We start from the raw sequence: 19,284 nt of genomic DNA on the forward strand, positions 1-19,284 counted from the left end.
GTAACCAAGCAATATCTGTTTTTGAATATGAATCCATTTTCATTATTGTACTAACGTTTTCTCATTGCTTATAATTTTCCCTCCTTTTAATCTAAGTATCTGTTGAGTTCGATTTGCCAAATCAAGATCGTGAGAGATAATAACCAAAGTAGTTCCAGCTTCTTTATTTAATTCAAAAAGGAGCTGTATGACCTTTTCTCCGGTTTCTTCATCTAAATTTCCTGTTGGTTCATCAGCAAATAAAATCGTAGGTGCATTTGAAAAGGCACGGGCTAATGCAACACGTTGTTGTTCTCCTCCTGATAATTGTGAGGGATAGTGATGAAAACGATGTGATAATCCTACCTTTTCTAGTAGCTCTTTACCTTTTGTAACGGCATTTTTAACTCCTTGTAATTCCAAAGGCACAATCACATTCTCTAGTGCTGTTAAAGTGGGAAGCAATTGAAAATTCTGAAATATAAATCCTACTTCTTTATTTCTTAATTGTGCACGTTCATCTTCATTCAATTCCTGAATATTTTGTCCACATAACTCTACAATACCTGAGTCCTGGTTGTCTAATCCAGCACATAGTCCAAGCAAAGTAGTTTTACCACTTCCGGAAGGTCCTACAATAGAAAAGGTAGCTCCTTTTTCGACTTCAAACGAGATATTGTCTAAGACTTTAAGTTTTTTTGAACCACTGCTATAAGTCTTCTCAAGTTCATGAATCTTTAATATCTTTGGCATATTGATTTTCAATTAATTCAATTAGATAATGCAAAAGAGGAAAAATAAGCAAATGGTTTCGTATTTATATACTCGTTATAAGTGGATTTCCTTAAAGTTTTGTTATTTTTTATTCTTCAGTTTGCTATTATCTTGTGGAGAAAACACTACTAAAAAAGAAGAAACTACCACGAACAGTTCTGCTGAAAATAGTGACGATACTACTAAAAATACTTCTACCAAAACGATTCTTTGTTTTGGAGATAGCTTAACTGCTGGCTATGGATTAGATGATATTAATGATGCATATCCCGCTATACTCCAGAATAGACTGGACTCTTTAGGTTTAGCGTATACGGTTATCAATTCGGGATTAAGTGGAGAGACTACAGCTGGCGGAAAAAGCCGTATCTCATGGGTACTTAACCAGAAAGTTGATGTCTTTATTCTAGAACTAGGTGCTAATGATGGATTGCGTGGCGTTCCTTTAACAGAAACCCAAAATAATCTTCAATCCATTATCGATGCAGTACGAAAAAAGAACTCAGAAACTACAATCATATTAGCCGGCATGCAGTTACCACCAAATATGGGTCCTGAATATATTACAGCGTTTAGAAATATTTTTCCTGATCTTGCCCAAAAAAATGAGTTAGCACTGATTCCATTTCTTTTAAAAGATGTTGGAGGTATTCCAGAACTAAATCAAGCGGATGGTATACACCCTACTATAGAAGGACAAAAAATCCTAGCTAATAATGTTTGGGAAGTGCTAAAAACAGTGGTGAAATAGCACATAGGGATTTTATGATCCTTATTTAGCAAAACTTAGCAGTTGACTAATAAATTTATACGAGTTAAAGTTTGGCGTCGCTTGACTAATACTATATGAAAGAGTTGATTTTGTTTTAGGACAATATCCTATGAAAGTTCCATAAAATCCAAAATGGCCATAATACACATCTTCATTTATAATAAATTCATATATACCTAAACCATATCTACTTTCATTTTTTTTAGTGAACGCTACATCAATCATTGCATCCAATGATTTTTTATTGATAAGATTATAACTGAATAATGCTTTTATGAATAGTGCTAAATCAGTATTCGTAGATACAAGTCCTCCTCCAGCCCAATCGAATGATGTGTTTATGTCAGAAAAATTTATGTCGCCTATATACTGACTTATTTGACTAGTTTTTTTATTGAACTCTTCATAATATTCAAAATATGTATCCTTCATTCCTAATGGTCCTAATATTCGGTTTCTAATGGATTGAGATAGCTCAGTTTGATCTAGCTGTTCTATCAGTAACCCAAGTAATACGTAATTGATATCCGAATAATACCATCCTTCATTAGGGATGAAATGCGGTTCCTTGTTAAGGTTTTGTTGATAATATAATTCTATAATTGATTTTGGATTATATTGTTTGCTAGGGTTTTGAGCAACCATTCCAAAAAATATATCTTCTCTATCCGTAAAAATATCCGCTAATCCTGATCGATGTGATAATAGTTGCTTGATAGTGATACGTTTCGAATATTTTATAGAATCCAAAATATGTAAATTCTCAAAATCAAGATATTTTATATCTTTCAAATACCGAAATACTTTATCATTTATATCTAGTTTACCTTCTTCTTGAAGCTGAAGTATAACAGTTGATACAAAGAGTTTAGTGCTGCTGGCGATTTTAAATAAACTATTTTTTGTGACTGGATTTCCATTTTCTGCGGTTAATCCAAACCCCTCATTATAGTAAAATTTTTCACTTTGATTTTCTAAATACACCAAGATACTATGTACAGGGTTTTCTGAACTATGATTAATTTGATTATTAATTCTAGTGCTAATTGAGTCTATTTGTGCAAGTACAAAGTTTGACAAAAAGAATAAAACATATAATTGTGGTTTCATGTTTTTTAATCTTTAGTTTCCTCTATTTCTTTATAAAATTTATATAATCTATTAGTTCCGGACCTTGGATCAATATTATCTTCTGGTACAAAAAATACTCATTTTCAATACTATTACTCATATTGACAAAAGATAATACAGCTATAGATTTTTAGTCAGTAAAGCTTTTACTTTTTAATCTTAAACAAAGGTATAAAGTACAAAAAAATAAAAATAATTAAAGTGTATTACTCCAATTACATATTCGAATTAGTATTACAAAATATAATTAATATTCTTTAATTTTCTATATACTACTTCCTATCATTAATAATGGCAACTAATTTTTCTAACTGCGTATCCTTTCCTGCAAATATTTGCTCTTTATCAACTGATATATTGATATCAGGCACTGTTCCATAGCCATCTAAAGTTTTTCCATTTCGTTGAAATGATAACATGGTTGATATTTTCACTCTAATATTAGAATTGTTTAAATAGATTTTTTTTGAATTACCACTAGATCCGTCTGTAGTTACACCTACAATTTTAATATTTGGTAATCCTTTAAAAGCTGCAGTAAAAACTGTAGCAGCACTAAAACTATATTCATTCACTAATATATAAATTGGTTGGTTGTAAGATATTTTTCCAGCACGTAAAACCATATAAAAAGGACTGCTAAATTTTGAGTGATCAAAATTCTTTTCAGTCTTACATGTTTTATTGAATATATCTATTGCTTTTCTATCATTATCTGAGAAATTTTGAGAGTTATAGATATATAAATAGCGGTTACTCATAGAACGTATGTCTGTGTCTATAGAATTGTTTGTACGTAAATAACCTACATTGGCTATCCAAGGTGATTGATTTGGAAGTATCATATATGGCGCAAGGGTTTGTAGTAGTTCTCGGCTCCCACCAGGGTTATTTCTAAGGTCTAAAATTAAGGCTTTGGTATTAGATAATTCTTGAATCGTTTTTTCTATAAATTGTTCCAAATCATTATTGTTTTTATAATGAAACATCATTGGAAGTTTTATATAACCTATATTCTTATTTAATATTTTTTTTAAACCATTAAGCTCTCCTTTAGTAACTCTTTTAATAGTATTATAATTTGCAATACTTAGGCTAGAGATATACCCTTTTCTAGCCATAGTTAGTTCTAATATTTCCTTCTTCTCAAGCCTTCCATTAGAAAATACTACTTCTACCCTTTCTGGACATTCTTTATCAGTATGAAATAGGAGTGCTCCATATTTCTGAATAGCATTAGCTCCTCGCGATAGTTTTGCTTGCTTTGGAGCTTTTTTATCTTTAAAGTTATAAGTATCTATTAATGTTTTTATAGTAATGCCATTTATACTTTTTATATAAGGGAATTCATCATCATAGTATATATAACAATTGTTATCCGATTTTTGTTTGACAGCAATGAATTCTTTATCAAGTATTGTAATACCAAAAGGTAATCTTAAGTTATATGTTTTATAACTGTTTTTATCTAAGGTTTCATTTTTTATAGAAGAATGTCGATCTCCTATTTCTGCAATAATGGTACTCATTTTATATACCAATTTATCAATTGATATATCTCCTTTATCTTTTTGTGAAATTGAAGTAGCAACCTTGTTTATTGCTGATTCATAATCAAAAGAAGATAGTTGTGCATAGGATGATTTAGTATCCAAGATTTCTTTAAATTGTTTTAAATCATGAATGGCTTCGTTTCTGCTAATGTATTTTCTATCTATATTGGTTGATGTACCTGATTTAGATGAGTTATTGTTATAGAGTACACAGCGTTGTCTGTTTTCTAAAGTAAATGTCCCGATGTATTTATGGGTAACACCATCTTTAGATAATTCTAAATTCACCTGTTTATTGGGACTGTAATTCATATTTCTAAGAACTTCTACTAGATCTTCAGAAAATCGTTTTTTCCATTTAGTTCCGAATTCTTTTTTACAAAAATCTAATAATTGAGCTTTATTAAAAGCATCTAGTTTTTCAAAAAAATACCATACTCCTTTAAATTTAACAATTGGTTCATCATTTTCCCATTTGACTGCAGTAAAGGGTGATGCTTTTTTTAATTGTAATTCTTGTCCTAATAAGGAGAATGATGATAAAACAATAATAAATACAATAATTAAGTTTTTCATTTCTAGGTGTTTTAAAATATATTCTTCTCAAACTTATTTTGATTTAACCACTCATAAAAATGAAATCGATCAATACAGTTTGTCAATAGATAAACTTAGTCTGATCATCGATGTACCTCAATTTCGTTTTAATATATTTACAACTGTATATCATAATTAATCTATGTTTCAATTATCAGATAAACAAGTACAATCACTAAAGATCTTTTTTCATACAATTTTTATAACAATTGTGTTTTTTCAAGTAATGAAAAAAGCTATAATTACACTTCCGGATAAATGGCTTTTTTTTCTTACTAGTGACGCCATGGAGTATTCTGTATTTACGATTATTGCATATTTATTATACTATTATATACTAAAATTCAAGGGGTTTTGGTATAAAACTAGTTTTATAATGTTGTTTATAGTTGTTATCGCATTATTAGCTCTCTTAAAGTCATATCGAATTCATAACGTGATAATTTTAGATAGATCATTTGATTTCTTTACAGAGTTTATTGGAAAAACTTTTTTGTTTTACTTTCTTATCAATTTTGTAAATAGATTAGACTTTTTTAATCGATATAAAAATTTAGAACATCAATTAAACTTGGCAAAAGGGCAATTATTAAGAAATCAATTACATCCACATTTTTTATTCAATGCGTTTAATTCCCTTTATAGCATGTCTTTAAAAAATAGTGTAGAAACACCTGATACTATATTAAAGCTTTCTGGCATGATGCGTTATTTAACAGACGATTCGGCTAATAAAAAGGTGAAATTAATACACGAACTAAAATTTATTGAAGAATATATTGCTATTGAAAAAATTCGTTTTGGAACACAAGCGAATATCAAATTTTTAATACAAGGAAATTCTGAAGGTAAAAATATTGAACCTTTATTGTTAATTATACTCGTCGAGAATGCTTTTAAACATGGCTTTTATATTAATGATAAAAATGCATTTGTTACTATCAATGTTAGCATTACGGACCAAAGAATTTTATTTTTAGTAGAAAACAGTATTTTAGATAAGCAATATTTTAATACTACTAATCGCGAAGGAAAAGGGTTAGATAACCTTAAAAAAAGGTTACAACTTTCGTATCCTAAGAAACACAAATTAGTGCTACAGCATAGAAACGACATATATAGAGCACAATTAGAAATTAATCTAGTGTAAATGAAAAAGTATTCCACTATAATTATTGATGATGAACCGCTTGCAATTGATGTTCTTATTAATTATCTAAATAGATTTCCTGAATTTACAATTGCTAAAACTTTTACGGATGCTGTCGAAGCCGTTAAATATATTAATGAAAATGAAATTGATTTGGTTTTTACAGATATAGCGATGCCTCAAATTTCTGGAACTGAATTGGTAAAGTTTGCTAAGAATAGTACGCAATTTGTTATGGTTACCTCATATACCGAGTATGCTATAGAAAGTTTTGAACTACACGTGATTGATTACCTTCTAAAACCAGTATCCTTTGATCGTTTTACAAAAACCATTGCCCGTTTTAAAGAAAGTAATCGATCTATTAATAATAAAGAATCCTCTATAAATCCCTCTTTTTTTATTAAAGAAGGTGATGAATTTGTAAAAGTGTTAGTAGACGATATTGATTATATTGAGGGTATGAAAGATTATGCTAAAATTGTTTGTGGTAAAAACTATTATTTAGCTTTAAAGACACTAAAATCTATTGAAGAGAAATTAAGTCCTTTTGATTTTATTAGAATTCATAAATCTTTTATCATTCCTCTAAAAAAAGTTTCTCAGTATAATAGTAGTTGTATATTAATAAACTCTTTTGAAATTCCTGTAGGTAGTAGTTATAGAAACAATTTAAAAAAATATCTGGAAGACAATAAACTATAGATAATTTTTATTACTTGATACTAAAAATTACTATAGTTAGTTTTAAAGCTTAATTTTCCAGTTTCAATACCTATTATGGTTTTAGCGAGAATTGTAAAAAAACAGAATATGTACTTCTTTTAAACTGTAAAATATATTATTAAGTAAACAGCGTAACTCTCTTTAAACCAATTAATGTTGTAGTAATCGATGAGAACTCTATAGAAAAATAAAACCAAAATACTATAATGAGTATTTTGGTTTTATTTTTCTGTAGAGTTTTTACTAATTCGAAATTTGTAATAGTACTTCTTTAGCAGCATTTCCTTGCTCACCATTTGTATCTAATGAGATTGCTTTATTTAATAATTCGGTTGCTTTTTTAGTATCTCCTAATTTCAGGTATGCTTTCCCCAAATTTTTATAGGTCATTGCAGAATTAGGGTATAACTGCATAATCATAGAAAATACCTGAATAGAACCTTGAATTTCTGGCCCACGACCACTTTCTAATAAAATGTTTCCTTTTTTATTTAATTCCGTTTCAAAATCACAGAAAGCATAACGCGGATCTTGCACCATTCTAGGAATTTCTTGTGCTAATTTTGCTCCTTGTCCAGTTACATATAACTGCGTGATGTACTCCATAGGTTTTGGCCGGAAACCTTCTGCATTAAAATTCAACGCAGTTTCTAAAACTATATCTTTATTCTGTATATAATCGTCATAACTCATAGTAACAGGAACACTTGGTACTGTCGCATCTTTATTTTCTAAAGCAGGATAATCTTGCCACCACAAATAAGATATATATGCATTGATCTTACTATTTGGTAATTGTACAGCTCTAGCATCACCATAAAAGTTAATATTTTCTGCAGTCGGTTCTCCTACTAAAATGGCTTCTGTATACCTGGTGATTTCGTTGGTTAAATTTTGACAAGCAGAAAATGTATCTCGACCAATAATGAAATAGAAGTTTCCTTTTTTATTAAGATTTGGTCTTGCCATTAATCCTTTAATTAATGGTAGATTGTTGTAATTGTTTCCGCCACCATTTAAACGCACATCATACACTAATTTTTCAACATTATTTGAATCAATAAACTCAAACATGCGCTTGTAGAATTGAGCTAAGGTTTCTTTAGGATCATTAAATACAGAACTTTGTCTTACATACAATGTCTTTTTATCTTCTAAATATTCAAAATAATACAGTTTATCGTCGAAATGCTTTAGATATAGTGGTGTTATATCTGTATTACGTGCTGTAAGCCACTCTTCTGTTGGTAATGTAAAATTGAATGTTTTTGGTTTATCTTTTTTATCAATGGTAGTAAATTCATGAGTAAAGACTTTTCCATCTTTTTCAAGAGTTAAGGTAACTTTATTGGATAATATAGGGATTACTCCTTGCGCATGTAATACTTCTGGCGAGATTAAAAATCGTAGACCATAAGCTTTAAAATATTGCTCGTTTTCTACAGGAACAACCGGATATACCAATTCTAGAGCTTTTTCTATAGGGGTCTCTCCTATCTTCAATATTTTTGCTCCTAATGCTTTTTTATGATCTTTTTGGACACCTTCAATATAAATTCCGTCGTTGAAATCATATAAATTAATAGGTAGAATTCCGCTCTCGGTTACTGTGCCGTAAGGAATTTGAGTATGACCATACTTAAATGAGGATATAATACGTGTGAATCCTACTCGAATCTCATGTTCTTGTAAATCTGGAATATCTTTATAAAGTGTTTCAACTTGAGCATCAAAATCTTCTTTTGTCGTTTTTACAAAAAGAAAAGAATAATCTTTATGAATAGTATTTTGAAGAAACCGTAAGTCTTCTTGCCATTGCTTGGCATCTGTTTCCTGTGATGATAATTGAAAACAAAATAGTAATTGGATAATAATGAGTACTTTTTTCATGATGTTATTTCTTTAACTGAATTCGTTCAGAGATTGATTATTAATTACATCACAAATATGATTTTAATTTGCCCTCAATAGTAGCACTTTATGTTGAAACGTAGTTATTGTTAGTTGAAACGTTACAGATCTTCTATTGATTCATCTAATTTTTAAAATCACTTGTTTTTTTGTCTATTTACAATAAATTCTTGATCCCGAATATCTGATACTGATAGCTTTACACAATGGTTAGAATAGGGTTCTATTTTTTGAATAACTATTTTGTAAATAATTTAACCTCTATTAATCCTGTTAAACTTAGTGTGATCTAAAGAATCAAATAATTGATCCATCGTTCCATCAATGATATAACGTTTGTTATGTGTAATAAGTTTTCTAATTGGTGTGCTACACGTAGTTAATATCCAACAATTAATATTTTAATGACCTTTCTTTTGATTTGATGGATTTAATAAGGGTAATTTAACGGTAAAGTTTTCTCCGTCATTTATAATAACAGGTGTTTTATTAGATATTAATTGATATCGCTTTTCAATATTCTTTAATCCAATTTTGGTAGATGGAATTTTTGTAGACTTTGCTTGAATTTCATTACTTACTACCAAACTATCTTCTATTATTGCTATGTTTATGATCAATGGTTTGGATCTGGAAACCACATTGTGTTTGATTGCATTTTCTAGCAATAGTTGTAAACTCATAGGTACGATCATAATGGAGAGTTTGTCTTCTGGAATGTCCCAATTTACACGTAAGTTTTCTCCAAACCTTTCTGATTGTATATGAATATAAGCTTGTGCAAATTTCAATTCTTTTTCTAAAGATATTATGTTGGAATTACCCGACTCAATAATAAAACGATATACATCTGATAAGTTATCTACAAATACCTTAGCCTCTTCTTTAGAATCTTGATCAATAATATCACGTAATGTATTTAAACTATTGAATAAAAAATGAGGACGAGCCTGATTCCTTAATGTATCCAATTGCGCCTGAATCATTACTTGTTTGGCCTGTTCTTCTTCGCGTATGGATTTTTTTAATCGGTTATAAAGGTAAATAGCTTCATAAATAGCCATTACCATAACTGTAATAATAACTATGGGAATCAGTACTTTTAATTCTACACGATGATTAGAAGAGTATCCAAATATTCGGATAAAACGTGCTGTTAATTCACCTCCAACATAATCCACAACAACTACAACACATACTACTAATAGTATAAGGATTATAATACGTTTTTTATCATCTTTAAAATCAGGATATTTTTTTCTCAAAAAAATTAAGATGTTACGTGTCAATAACCAATAGCAAATGGTAAAGAACACATTCACAGCATAGCCAATAAATATAAGATCGAATGTGTTACGTTCTGGTGTAGTATTGAAAAGGTAATTGGTGATAAAACTTATAATGAAAATACCAATAAGGCAAGATCGAACATCATCAAACCCTAAGTATTGTATACGTTTCTGTTTATTAAATAATGGCATAAATGTTAGTTAATAAAAGGTATATGTTTTGTTTTAGAGAACTCAAGCGAATATCAAGTTTCTAATATAAGGAAATCCTGAAGGCAAAAGTCAAATTCACTTATTTCCAATATCACTAGTAACAATATTAATAGTATAACGTCTTAATTAAAAAGGATAAAATGATATCAAAAAACTTACAAAAGATAGGCGGATTCTGTTCAATTTTTGAAGGGCTAATTTATATAATTGCTTTCATTATATATGGAGGTATTTTAGAATATCCTGACAAGAATGCTACTGCTAAGGAAGAACTAGTTTTTTTATCTGAAAATTATATAACCTTGTCCTTTCTAAATTTTACAAGTTATATTCTTTTTGGCATATTATTGTCCGTAGTAGTTTTAGCTATTCATAAACGTCTTATAAAAGACGCTCCTAATTTATCCAAATTAGCGTTTATCTTTGGTGTTATTTGGGTTGGATTAGTAATCGCCTGTGGAATGATAACCAATATCGGACTTAATTCGATACTTGAAATAGGAATTACATCCCCAGAAAATGCCATGCAAATATGGTCTAGTATAAGTATAGTTTCTGAAGGACTTGGTGGTGGAAATGAAATAGTAGGTGGAATTTGGGTATTGTTAATCAGTATTATATCCCTAAAGAATACATCATTTTCAAAACCTTTAACTTTACTGGGGGTTCTTGTTGGTATTGTAGGTATATTAACTATATATCCATTAGATCTTTTTACAGAAATCTTTGGTCTAAGTCAAATAATTTGGTTTATATGGATAGGAATAGCTATGATCCGTAAGCCGGTCATGTAAGAAAAGATTAATTATCAAAAGTAGTTTAGTTAATGGAATCACTTTTTCGCACAATTAATGGAAAGAAAGAAATTTTAAGTTTATACGATCAAAAACTAGCTGAACTTACTATCGAGTATGAATATGTCAAAAATTGATACTTCTTTTGGCGAAACTAATGTTATTACAGTTGAAAAAAAATATGAAAAAGAAATAATTAATACAATCGGAAAAATTATAAAATCATAAAAAGCATTGCTATTTATATAAAAAACAATTTATGAATCAAAGTCTCACATATTATCTAACACTACTCGTTATTAAGTTGAAAGGGATAAAAAAGAATTTTAGTACCGACCCAATTGATTTTAAAAGACTTAGGAAAGAGGATGTTTATGAACCAAAAAGCGGGTTTTTTAAAGAAAATATTACTAGAAATTTTGAAATTTCTAAATCTTTGATAACAGAAATAGGTAAAAAAAATGATTCAGATAAATTACTAATATTCATACATGGAGGCGCTTTTATTTCTGGACCAGCAAAACATCATTGGGATACAATTAAAACTATTGTTAAACAAACTAGATATACTGTTTGGTTATGTAATTACCCTAAAGCACCAGAACATAAGATTTTAGAAATATCAGAAAATATTGATTCAATTTATAAAGAAGCACTAAAGAACTATACATCAAGTAAAATCTCCTTAATAGGTGATTCTGTTGGAGGTACATTGATTACTGCATTGATTCAGAGGTTGCATATTAAAAACGAACAACTACCAAATAAAATAATTCTTATTTCTCCAGTGATGGATTCGTCTATGACTAATCCTGATATTGATAAAGTTGATTTGATGGATCCAATGCTATCTAAGGTTGGTTTGTTAAGTGCAAAAAAAATGTGTGTAGGAAACTTAGATTTAAAAAATCCAATGATTTCACCTTTGTATGGTGATTTTAAAAATTTTCCTGAAACAATTTTATATATAACAGAGAGTGATATTACATATCCAGATCAAAAACTTTTAGTTGAGAAATTGAAAATCGCTAATGTTACAATGAAATTAAAAGAAGATAAAAACATGCCCCATATTTGGCCACTCTTACCCATAATGAAAGAGGCAAAATTATCGTTAAAAGAGATTATAAAAGATTTAAATACAATTAGTTAATTAAATTTCAATTCTCATTATCTGTAAAATGTAACCTGCAAGATTATGTTGGCATAAACATTACTGATTTAATAAAATGAATGGGGTAAAATCTAATGATTTTACCCCATTCATTTTTGATATTGTAGGTTATTCTTTTACAATTTTAATAGTTGATATACTTTTCGATCCATTGATTTTAGCATAATACATACCAGATGAGAGTATGCCTAAATCTATAGTTTCGTTATTACTTGAAATATTTTTTGTTACCAATACCTTCCCATTCATATTATACACTCGGATGATAGAATTTTCCGCACCTTGAATAGTTACATTATTTATTATTGGATTAGGATATAAAACTACAGAGCCGTCATTAGAAACTTCGGGTGCTTTGGTATCGTCGATAGGTGTAATAATCCATTGCAAATTCTCACTAGTATTCGAAGAATCATACAGATTCACATTTTGGCCATTACCACCATTGTTACCACCATTAATTGCAAAACCTGGCGCATTACGTTTAATTAATTTAAAAGCTCCATCTCCAACAGCTACTTTTTGCCAATGTTGATTCTGGTTATTTTCCATACAAGTCCATAAATATACATTTTGACCATTAACACCATCTTTATCTCCATCAATACAAAAATTAGTTCCTTGTTTCTGATAAGAGTAATATCCATTACCACGATCAATCTCAATCCATTGTTGATTTATGTTAGCTTCATTTTCTGACCATAAGTAAACATTTTGAGCATTAGCACCACCATGATCACCATCGATTGCAAAACCTGGAGCATTTCGTTTAGTAATATGTACTAAATTATTTTGAGATACATCACCAATTATCTCAAAATCAAAAGTTTCCCAAGTACCATCTGCATCTCCTAGCGGAAAAAGCGTGCTATTATCTACATCCCAATTTGCCTGTATCCATCCATTATTAAATAAACTTTTAAGAGCAACTTGATTAGATCCTTTCTGTTTCCATCCAAAATTTTCCCAGGTTCCTGGGGCATTCCCGGTTGCACGAATTGCCGCATTCCTATTTGTACCAACTACCTGAATATATTTATCAGTACTTACAGACTTAAGGGCAATACAGCCATTAGTATGCTCTTCTACATAAAATAATGCTCTATCAGCTTCTTCTCCGTTAGCAATCAAATTAGAATTACCATCTGTAATAGTAATCCATTTTTGATCTCCTCCTGATTTTCTTAAGGCAATCATTTCTCCTATAGGTGCATCAGCAGTACAAATTGGCGTAGTAGGGTCATCACCCCATCCAAGTGTTGCAACATCCTCTGATGGGAATTCAGTTTCTGCTTTTATTCGTATGTTACGATAATATAATTCTGCTCCCTCAGATTGTATTTGTATTTGACCAGTAATTACTGAATTTCCATTCCAAGTAGCATCTTGTAAAGCATTTACCATTACACCATTTACATAATGAATTGCTCTATCTCCAATTACAATAATCTCTAATAGATTCCATTCTCCATTAGGTAATTCTGGATTTGATCCTGCTCGAATTAATGTTCCAGTATTTAATGGTGCCATAGGTGTAAAAGTTAACCCTCCACTATTTTCTGAAGGAACCAAACCTTGTGTGCCAGCTAAACCAATATAATCACCTAAGTCCCCTTCTTGAACTTGAAATTCAAGAGAAGACTTCCAAACATCCCAGAAAGTTCCATGATCACCATTAGCATGATAAAGAATACCACTATCCCTTAATCTATTTAATCTTGGTTCCCATTTTAGCTCACCCCATTTAAATTCCATGCTAAGATGGTAATTACTATACTCATTTAAAGTGGTAAGACCCCCATATACTTCTCCAGTAATGTATAATTGCTTTTCACCATTTTCTTCAATAATAGAAAAAACATTAGTAGGATCATTATTTAAACCCAAAGGAGTTCCAGAACCATTAGTAACATTATTACTACTACCAGGTAAACCTGTCGTGCTATGTGGTACTCCCATCCAAACTTCCCAACAATCTAAATCATTTTCTAAAAGATCTGTCCATTTACTTGTTAGGTTACTTCCGCAATCATTTATAGGCTCGTCTATATCCAGTCTATCCGATACCCACAGTACTGCTTTTTCTACCATTTCCCTAAATGGTAGATTATCGTTATAGGTAGCTCCATTATGTCCTAAAGCGGTATAAAATGATCTTCCTCCATCAAATTCTTTTAGCCAAGTAATAGGTCGTGTAGCATCGTAACTTTGATTACCTGTAGATTGTACTTCTAAGAGGTTTTCATTAGTATCACTTAGTTGCCCACCATTAAGTTCCCAATAATACCATTCTTCTTCATGTTCCCACGTATCACCAACGTTTCCTATATGATCAATAATAGGATGATTTACAAGGACATTCATGACTCCTGGTAAGTTGTTTGATGTATGATTTGGACTCGTTTGCACAATAGCACCTACTAATTCATTATACCAAGGCCAGGAAGATGCGGCATTCGTATTTCTGTAAGTGTCTGTTGCAGAATGAAAACCTATGAATCCACCTCCGTTTTGTATAAAAGCTTCCATTGCTGCTTTCTGGCTATCATCTAAAAGGCTTCCTCCTGTAGTATTTGAAAATATTATGACTTCATAATTGGCCAAATTTTCAGTAGTAAAAACAGAAGCATCCCTAGTATTATCAACAGACCAAGTATCGTGATCTGTATTGGTTCCTAGTTCTTCTAGCATAGAGATACTGGCATTTATAGCACCTGTATGTCTGAATCCATTGGTTTCGTGAAAGACTAAAATATTAAAGTCTTGACCATATGTAAATTGAACTAATAAAGAAAAAAAACAAGTCATCCATATGAGGACTTTGTTTACAGTTGACGATTGGGTTTTCATGAGTATTTATTTTAAATGTTATTTCTTACTGATCTTAATAGTAGATACATTATTATCTCCATTAACTTTTATATAATACAATCCTTGTATTAAAGAACTTACATCCATGGTTTCTATTTCATTAGAAATATGTTTTACAGATATTACTTTTCCATTCATATCATATATACGGATTATAGAATTTGATGCACCTCTAATAGTTACAGTATTTACTACTGGGTTTGGATATAAGATTATAGTACTTTCATCAGTAATTTCTGTGGATTTAGCATCATCGATTGGTGCAATAATCCATTGTAAATTTTGGGACGAACTTGATGAATTGTATAATTGTACATTTTGTCCATTTGTGCCATTAGAACCTCCATCAAAAGCATATCCAGATGCATTTCGCTTGATAAGCTTATATGCCCCTCCTCCAACTGCTATCTTTTGCCATTGTTGATTTTGGTTGTTTTCTTCACAACTCCATAGGTATATGTTCTGTCTATTAGCACCTTGATTATTGCCATCGATACAATAATTGGTTCCTACTTTTTGATAGGAATAATAGCCATTACCACGATCAATCTCAATCCATTGTTGGTTCTTATTATTTTCATTAGCTGACCATAAGTATACATTTTGACCATTAGCACCTCCACCCATTCCATCGATTGCAAAATTAGGTGCATTGCGTTTTTTTTATATGGACTATCGTGGTATTTAGAGAATCATCTTTTGGTCGTAAACATTCTCGATTAGTCCAACAATAAATCTTCGTCCCAGCATCAGTAACAAAATAACCATAACACCAACGGAAAGTTCCAACAACGGTAGTTGAATTATATGCATAAATATTTTGTATATAATTATCAACATCCATATCCCTCCAAAAAGAGGATCCTGGTTTTACTCTAGAACATTGTACACCGTGTCGTTTGTTGCCAGTTTCAGGTAAATTTATAAAGCCATTTAAAAGTCCATCACGTATATAATAATAATCTACTTTTCCTGCATTACTGGTTCTGTCTGGTACGATGTACCCATTAACCATATTTGCCGGAAACGATTGCGCTACTACCTCCATACGTTCATATCTAGAACTTCCTTTTGGATTTTTTGTATAACGAACGCTTTCACGACGTTCATTAATTTGTTGCGAATACTGCCAAATTGTAGATGAGGGGCTCATTTGATCTACGGGAACCCAACCACTATATGTTCCAGAGTTTTGTATATCTACGGCATTCAAATAAACACAATCTTTTTCTGTGCCATCAATATTAATTTTTGCTATAGCTCCAGCGTGAATTTTTCCATTATGAAACCCATCATAATATCCTACTCGCTCTTCTTCAGTTACCACAGGTATACCATCTACAACTAACTGATTACCATAATTGTCATACATAGGTGTTTCATTTACTTGCGCTCCTCCTGTAAATTGTAAAGCATTCGGATTATCTTTTCCTCTAGAATCAAAACCGATTTGGCTTGTATTAAACTCGCCTGGTGGAGGATTAAATTGATCGAAATACTCAGGATTAACATAGTCTTCTAGTCCGATACTTCCGCAAAGTAAACAGCCGATTATAAATAGTTTTCCAAATAGATAAAACTGATTTGATACTATTAGTTTTGTTTTCATTTTTATCTCTTTATAATTTTAACAACCGAAACGCCATCCAATTCGTTAACTTTCACATAATACATTCCTTTAGTAAGTTTACTTACATCAATAATTTGATTATTATTAGAGATATTCTGAGTTAGTACTATTTTTCCATTAATATCATATACTCGAACTGTAGACTGCGCAGCACCTGATATAGTAACCATATTAACTGCAGGATTTGGGTAAATTAAAATTTCCGGGTTTATTGATTCATCAGAAAGTTTAGTAGATTCTCCTATAGGAGTAATAATCCACTGCAGGTTTTGACTGGTATTTGATGCATCATACAGTTGTATGTTTTGACCATCAGCACCATTAGAGCCTCCATCTAGAGCATATCCAGGTGCATTTCGCTTGATGAGTTTATATGCACCTCCATTAACTGCTACTTTTTGCCATTGTTGATTTTGGTTGTTTTCTTCACAACTCCATAGGTATACGTTCTGTCTATTAGCACCTTGATTATTACCATCGATACAATAATTGGTTCCTACTTTTTGATAGGAATAATATCCATTACCACGATCAATCTCTAACCATTGTTGATTATCATTATTTTCATTTGCAGACCATAAGTATACATTTTGACCATTAGCACCACCGCCCATTCCATCGATCGCAAAGTTCGGAGCATTACGTTTGGTAATATGAACTATATTGGTGCTGTTTATCTCGGTAATAGTAAATGATTCCCAAGTACCATTTAAACTAGAACTCATAAAACGAACTAAACCGGAATTGTTGATTTGTAAACGTTGACGTCCTGAAGGACCATCAGGAAGCGTTATAAAATGTGTGTTAGCACTAGCGCCTTGAGTAAAATTATAATAAGTATACGTACCTGAATTAGTGGTTGCTTGCATATCCGCCAGTACTGAATTATCTGTCCGTAAGCGTGGTTTAGTTCCTCCGGCGGCCCTTTGTATATGCCAAAATCCATTACCTTTATCTACAAATTTCCAGGCTACATCATCTCCTGTAGTCTGCGTAGATGTAGTATATGCATCTTCACTAGATCCGTTAGAAGCTAGTCGAAGATTATGTATTGGAGAATCTATGTAATATGTTTTATTAGGATCAGGTATAAAGGAAGTGTCTACGCAAGCTTCCGTTGTTGTAAAGTTACATTCACAAGGTTCTTGATTAAGACTAGACACTTTGATAATTATATTAGATCCATTACTAGAATCGTTTACATCACCGATAGAGTAAATAGTTGAATTTGTAACATTGTTCGATATCGTTACTGGTTGTTTAGTCAAATTACAAAGTAAAAGACCTGTAGTAGATTGACTTCCAACTTTTATTACAAGATTTTTTTCGAGTGCTTGCTCATCCCTTTTCCATAATCGTAGCTTATGATTGCTACCACTAATAAGTGCTAGTGCGGTTGAACCTTCTGGACGAAGATAACCATTTTCAGGGTCAAGTACTTCAATATCAGCGATAACCTCTTGTCTCGCTCCAGCAAGTTCCAATATCGTTGAATAGGCAGCATCTGCTTGCGCATCTTTTATGATGGCATATGATGGAACATCAAAAGCTGTGGCATCACCTTCTCCTCCATTACTGCTATTCCAAGCACCATTACAGGCAGGAACTCCATGGCCTGCTACACCTCTTACTATAATATCTTCAACTACTAATCCACGACTTGCGGAACCTAATGCAATACCACTTCGAGCTCCTACCACTTGAGCATTACGAATCACAAGATTTTCAATAAGATTTTGAGTATATCCACGGAAAGCATCTTCAACGAGACTAAATTGATAGTCAGAACGAATAGGTGACGCTTGGAAACCACTATCGAGACTTTGACATTGGTCAAGATTATTAGTATCAAAATAACTAAAGAATGTATCATTATCTGAAGTACCAGTTAAAACATTACCATTATAGTTAACTCCATAAGGTACTCCATTACGATCTTTGCCATCTATACCATTTGCTCGTAGATCATTCGTTGATCTTGATTCTGCAATAATTATAGCATTTTCTATAACCACATTGTTAATTGGTCCATTAAAAAATAAAGTATGTCCAAAAGCACTATGATCTACTAATATATTATTAAAGGTACTATCCGTTAATTCGGTAAGTATTAAACCACTCTTTTTACCTAAGCGAGAACCGGGTAACATACCTGTACTGCTGCCCGTTTTTCCGTAAAGTGACCCAAAACCATAAGGATGTGAGTAACGAGCCTTTAACGTAAGATCTTCAAAATGATGTCCACTTCCTGTTATTTGTAAAACAACACCACCAGAAACATGAATATAATACCCATAAGTGCCATCATTACTAGGTAACTCCTGTAAATTAAATCCAATCCAAGTATTACCAGTTCCTCCCAATCTTACTAAGCTTCCATGAGCCAAATTGGGCATATCATTAATTATAGTAGAATCAAAAGTGAACGTTACTCCTGTTAAATCAAAGATATTATTACTACCTGTAAAGTTAAAAAGTCCTGGCCACGATCCTGTTGTACGCACAATCCAATCATTACCATCAAATAAGGTTTTTGTTGACAATGAGATATGATAAGTACCTGGTGTCATTTTGATATTTTGATTACTTGCATCTTGAAGTTCTATAAATTCTTCAAGATTAGAAATTGTTCTTTGAGCAAAACTTAGTTGCGAAGCAAATAGACCTAATAAAAGCAAAGAAATTGATACTATTTTTTTCATTATTATTTTATATTAAAT

At 31.2% G+C, this 19,284-nt stretch carries 14 protein-coding genes; 5 read left to right on the forward strand and 9 right to left on the reverse strand.

The window, feature by feature from the left end; all coding sequences use genetic code 11:
* Window positions 1-42 precede the first annotated feature (42 nt).
* Window positions 43-732, reverse strand: a complete 690-nt coding sequence (locus NMK29_RS08840; protein WP_108804241.1) for an ABC transporter ATP-binding protein — start codon at window positions 730-732, stop codon at window positions 43-45.
* A 28-nt stretch (window positions 733-760) separates the two neighbouring features.
* Here NMK29_RS08840 and NMK29_RS08845 point away from each other — a divergent pair, with 28 nt between their 5' ends.
* Complete coding sequence (locus NMK29_RS08845) at window positions 761-1,504, forward strand: arylesterase (RefSeq protein ID WP_108804240.1); 744 nt, start codon at window positions 761-763, stop codon at window positions 1,502-1,504.
* Window positions 1,505-1,525: 21 nt separating this feature from the next.
* On the opposite strand, the gene NMK29_RS08850 is transcribed toward NMK29_RS08845, so the two are convergent.
* Window positions 1,526-2,635 carry a serine hydrolase gene (locus NMK29_RS08850; RefSeq protein ID WP_108804239.1) on the reverse strand — a complete coding sequence of 370 codons (1,110 nt, stop codon included), beginning with the start codon at window positions 2,633-2,635 and terminating at the stop codon, window positions 1,526-1,528.
* Between the two features lie 293 nt (window positions 2,636-2,928).
* Window positions 2,929-4,785, reverse strand: coding sequence for a S41 family peptidase (locus tag NMK29_RS08855; protein ID WP_108804238.1), 1,857 nt, complete (start codon window positions 4,783-4,785; stop codon window positions 2,929-2,931).
* A gap of 247 nt (window positions 4,786-5,032) precedes the next feature.
* On the opposite strand from NMK29_RS08855, the gene NMK29_RS08860 reads away from it, so the two are divergent.
* Together NMK29_RS08860 and NMK29_RS08865 are read left to right on the forward strand one after the other, a co-directional pair.
* On the forward strand, window positions 5,033-5,956 hold the full coding sequence (locus NMK29_RS08860; protein ID WP_159092280.1) for a sensor histidine kinase: 924 nt from the start codon (window positions 5,033-5,035) through the stop codon (window positions 5,954-5,956).
* Window positions 5,957-6,661 (forward strand): LytTR family DNA-binding domain-containing protein, encoded by a 705-nt coding sequence (locus NMK29_RS08865; RefSeq protein ID WP_108804236.1) that lies wholly within the window; start codon window positions 5,957-5,959, stop codon window positions 6,659-6,661.
* A gap of 264 nt (window positions 6,662-6,925) precedes the next feature.
* Here NMK29_RS08865 and NMK29_RS08870 read toward each other — a convergent pair whose 3' ends face one another.
* On the reverse strand, window positions 6,926-8,572 hold the full coding sequence (locus NMK29_RS08870) for a tetratricopeptide repeat protein (protein ID WP_234424296.1): 1,647 nt from the start codon (window positions 8,570-8,572) through the stop codon (window positions 6,926-6,928).
* A gap of 422 nt (window positions 8,573-8,994) precedes the next feature.
* Window positions 8,995-10,074: a sensor histidine kinase gene (locus tag NMK29_RS08875; protein WP_108804235.1), complete on the reverse strand. Its 1,080-nt coding sequence runs from the start codon at window positions 10,072-10,074 to the stop codon at window positions 8,995-8,997.
* 161 nt (window positions 10,075-10,235) lie between these two features.
* Between NMK29_RS08875 and NMK29_RS08880 the strand changes: the two genes are divergently transcribed.
* Both NMK29_RS08880 and NMK29_RS08885 read left to right on the forward strand, forming a co-directional pair.
* The gene (locus NMK29_RS08880) at window positions 10,236-10,889 is read left to right on the forward strand and encodes a DUF4386 family protein (RefSeq protein ID WP_108804234.1); all 654 of its coding nucleotides are present in this window, start codon (window positions 10,236-10,238) and stop codon (window positions 10,887-10,889) included.
* A gap of 259 nt (window positions 10,890-11,148) precedes the next feature.
* The gene (locus NMK29_RS08885; RefSeq protein WP_108804233.1) at window positions 11,149-12,042 is read left to right on the forward strand and encodes an alpha/beta hydrolase fold domain-containing protein; all 894 of its coding nucleotides are present in this window, start codon (window positions 11,149-11,151) and stop codon (window positions 12,040-12,042) included.
* A gap of 129 nt (window positions 12,043-12,171) precedes the next feature.
* Here NMK29_RS08885 and NMK29_RS08890 read toward each other — a convergent pair whose 3' ends face one another.
* From NMK29_RS08890 to NMK29_RS08905, 4 genes are read right to left on the reverse strand one after another with little or no spacing between them, the layout of a single operon-like run.
* Window positions 12,172-14,913 (reverse strand): ThuA domain-containing protein, encoded by a 2,742-nt coding sequence (locus NMK29_RS08890; protein WP_108804232.1) that lies wholly within the window; start codon window positions 14,911-14,913, stop codon window positions 12,172-12,174.
* A gap of 18 nt (window positions 14,914-14,931) precedes the next feature.
* On the reverse strand, window positions 14,932-15,561 hold the full coding sequence (locus NMK29_RS08895) for an RICIN domain-containing protein (RefSeq protein WP_254097194.1): 630 nt from the start codon (window positions 15,559-15,561) through the stop codon (window positions 14,932-14,934).
* Window positions 15,562-15,577: 16 nt separating this feature from the next.
* Window positions 15,578-16,543, reverse strand: coding sequence for a hypothetical protein (locus NMK29_RS08900; protein ID WP_254097196.1), 966 nt, complete (start codon window positions 16,541-16,543; stop codon window positions 15,578-15,580).
* A gap of 2 nt (window positions 16,544-16,545) precedes the next feature.
* Window positions 16,546-19,266, reverse strand: a complete 2,721-nt coding sequence (locus NMK29_RS08905; protein ID WP_254097198.1) for an RICIN domain-containing protein — start codon at window positions 19,264-19,266, stop codon at window positions 16,546-16,548.
* Window positions 19,267-19,284: the final 18 nt, after the last annotated feature.

This window comes from Aquimarina sp. Aq107, from assembly GCF_943733665.1.
Lineage (GTDB): Bacteria > Bacteroidota > Bacteroidia > Flavobacteriales > Flavobacteriaceae > Aquimarina.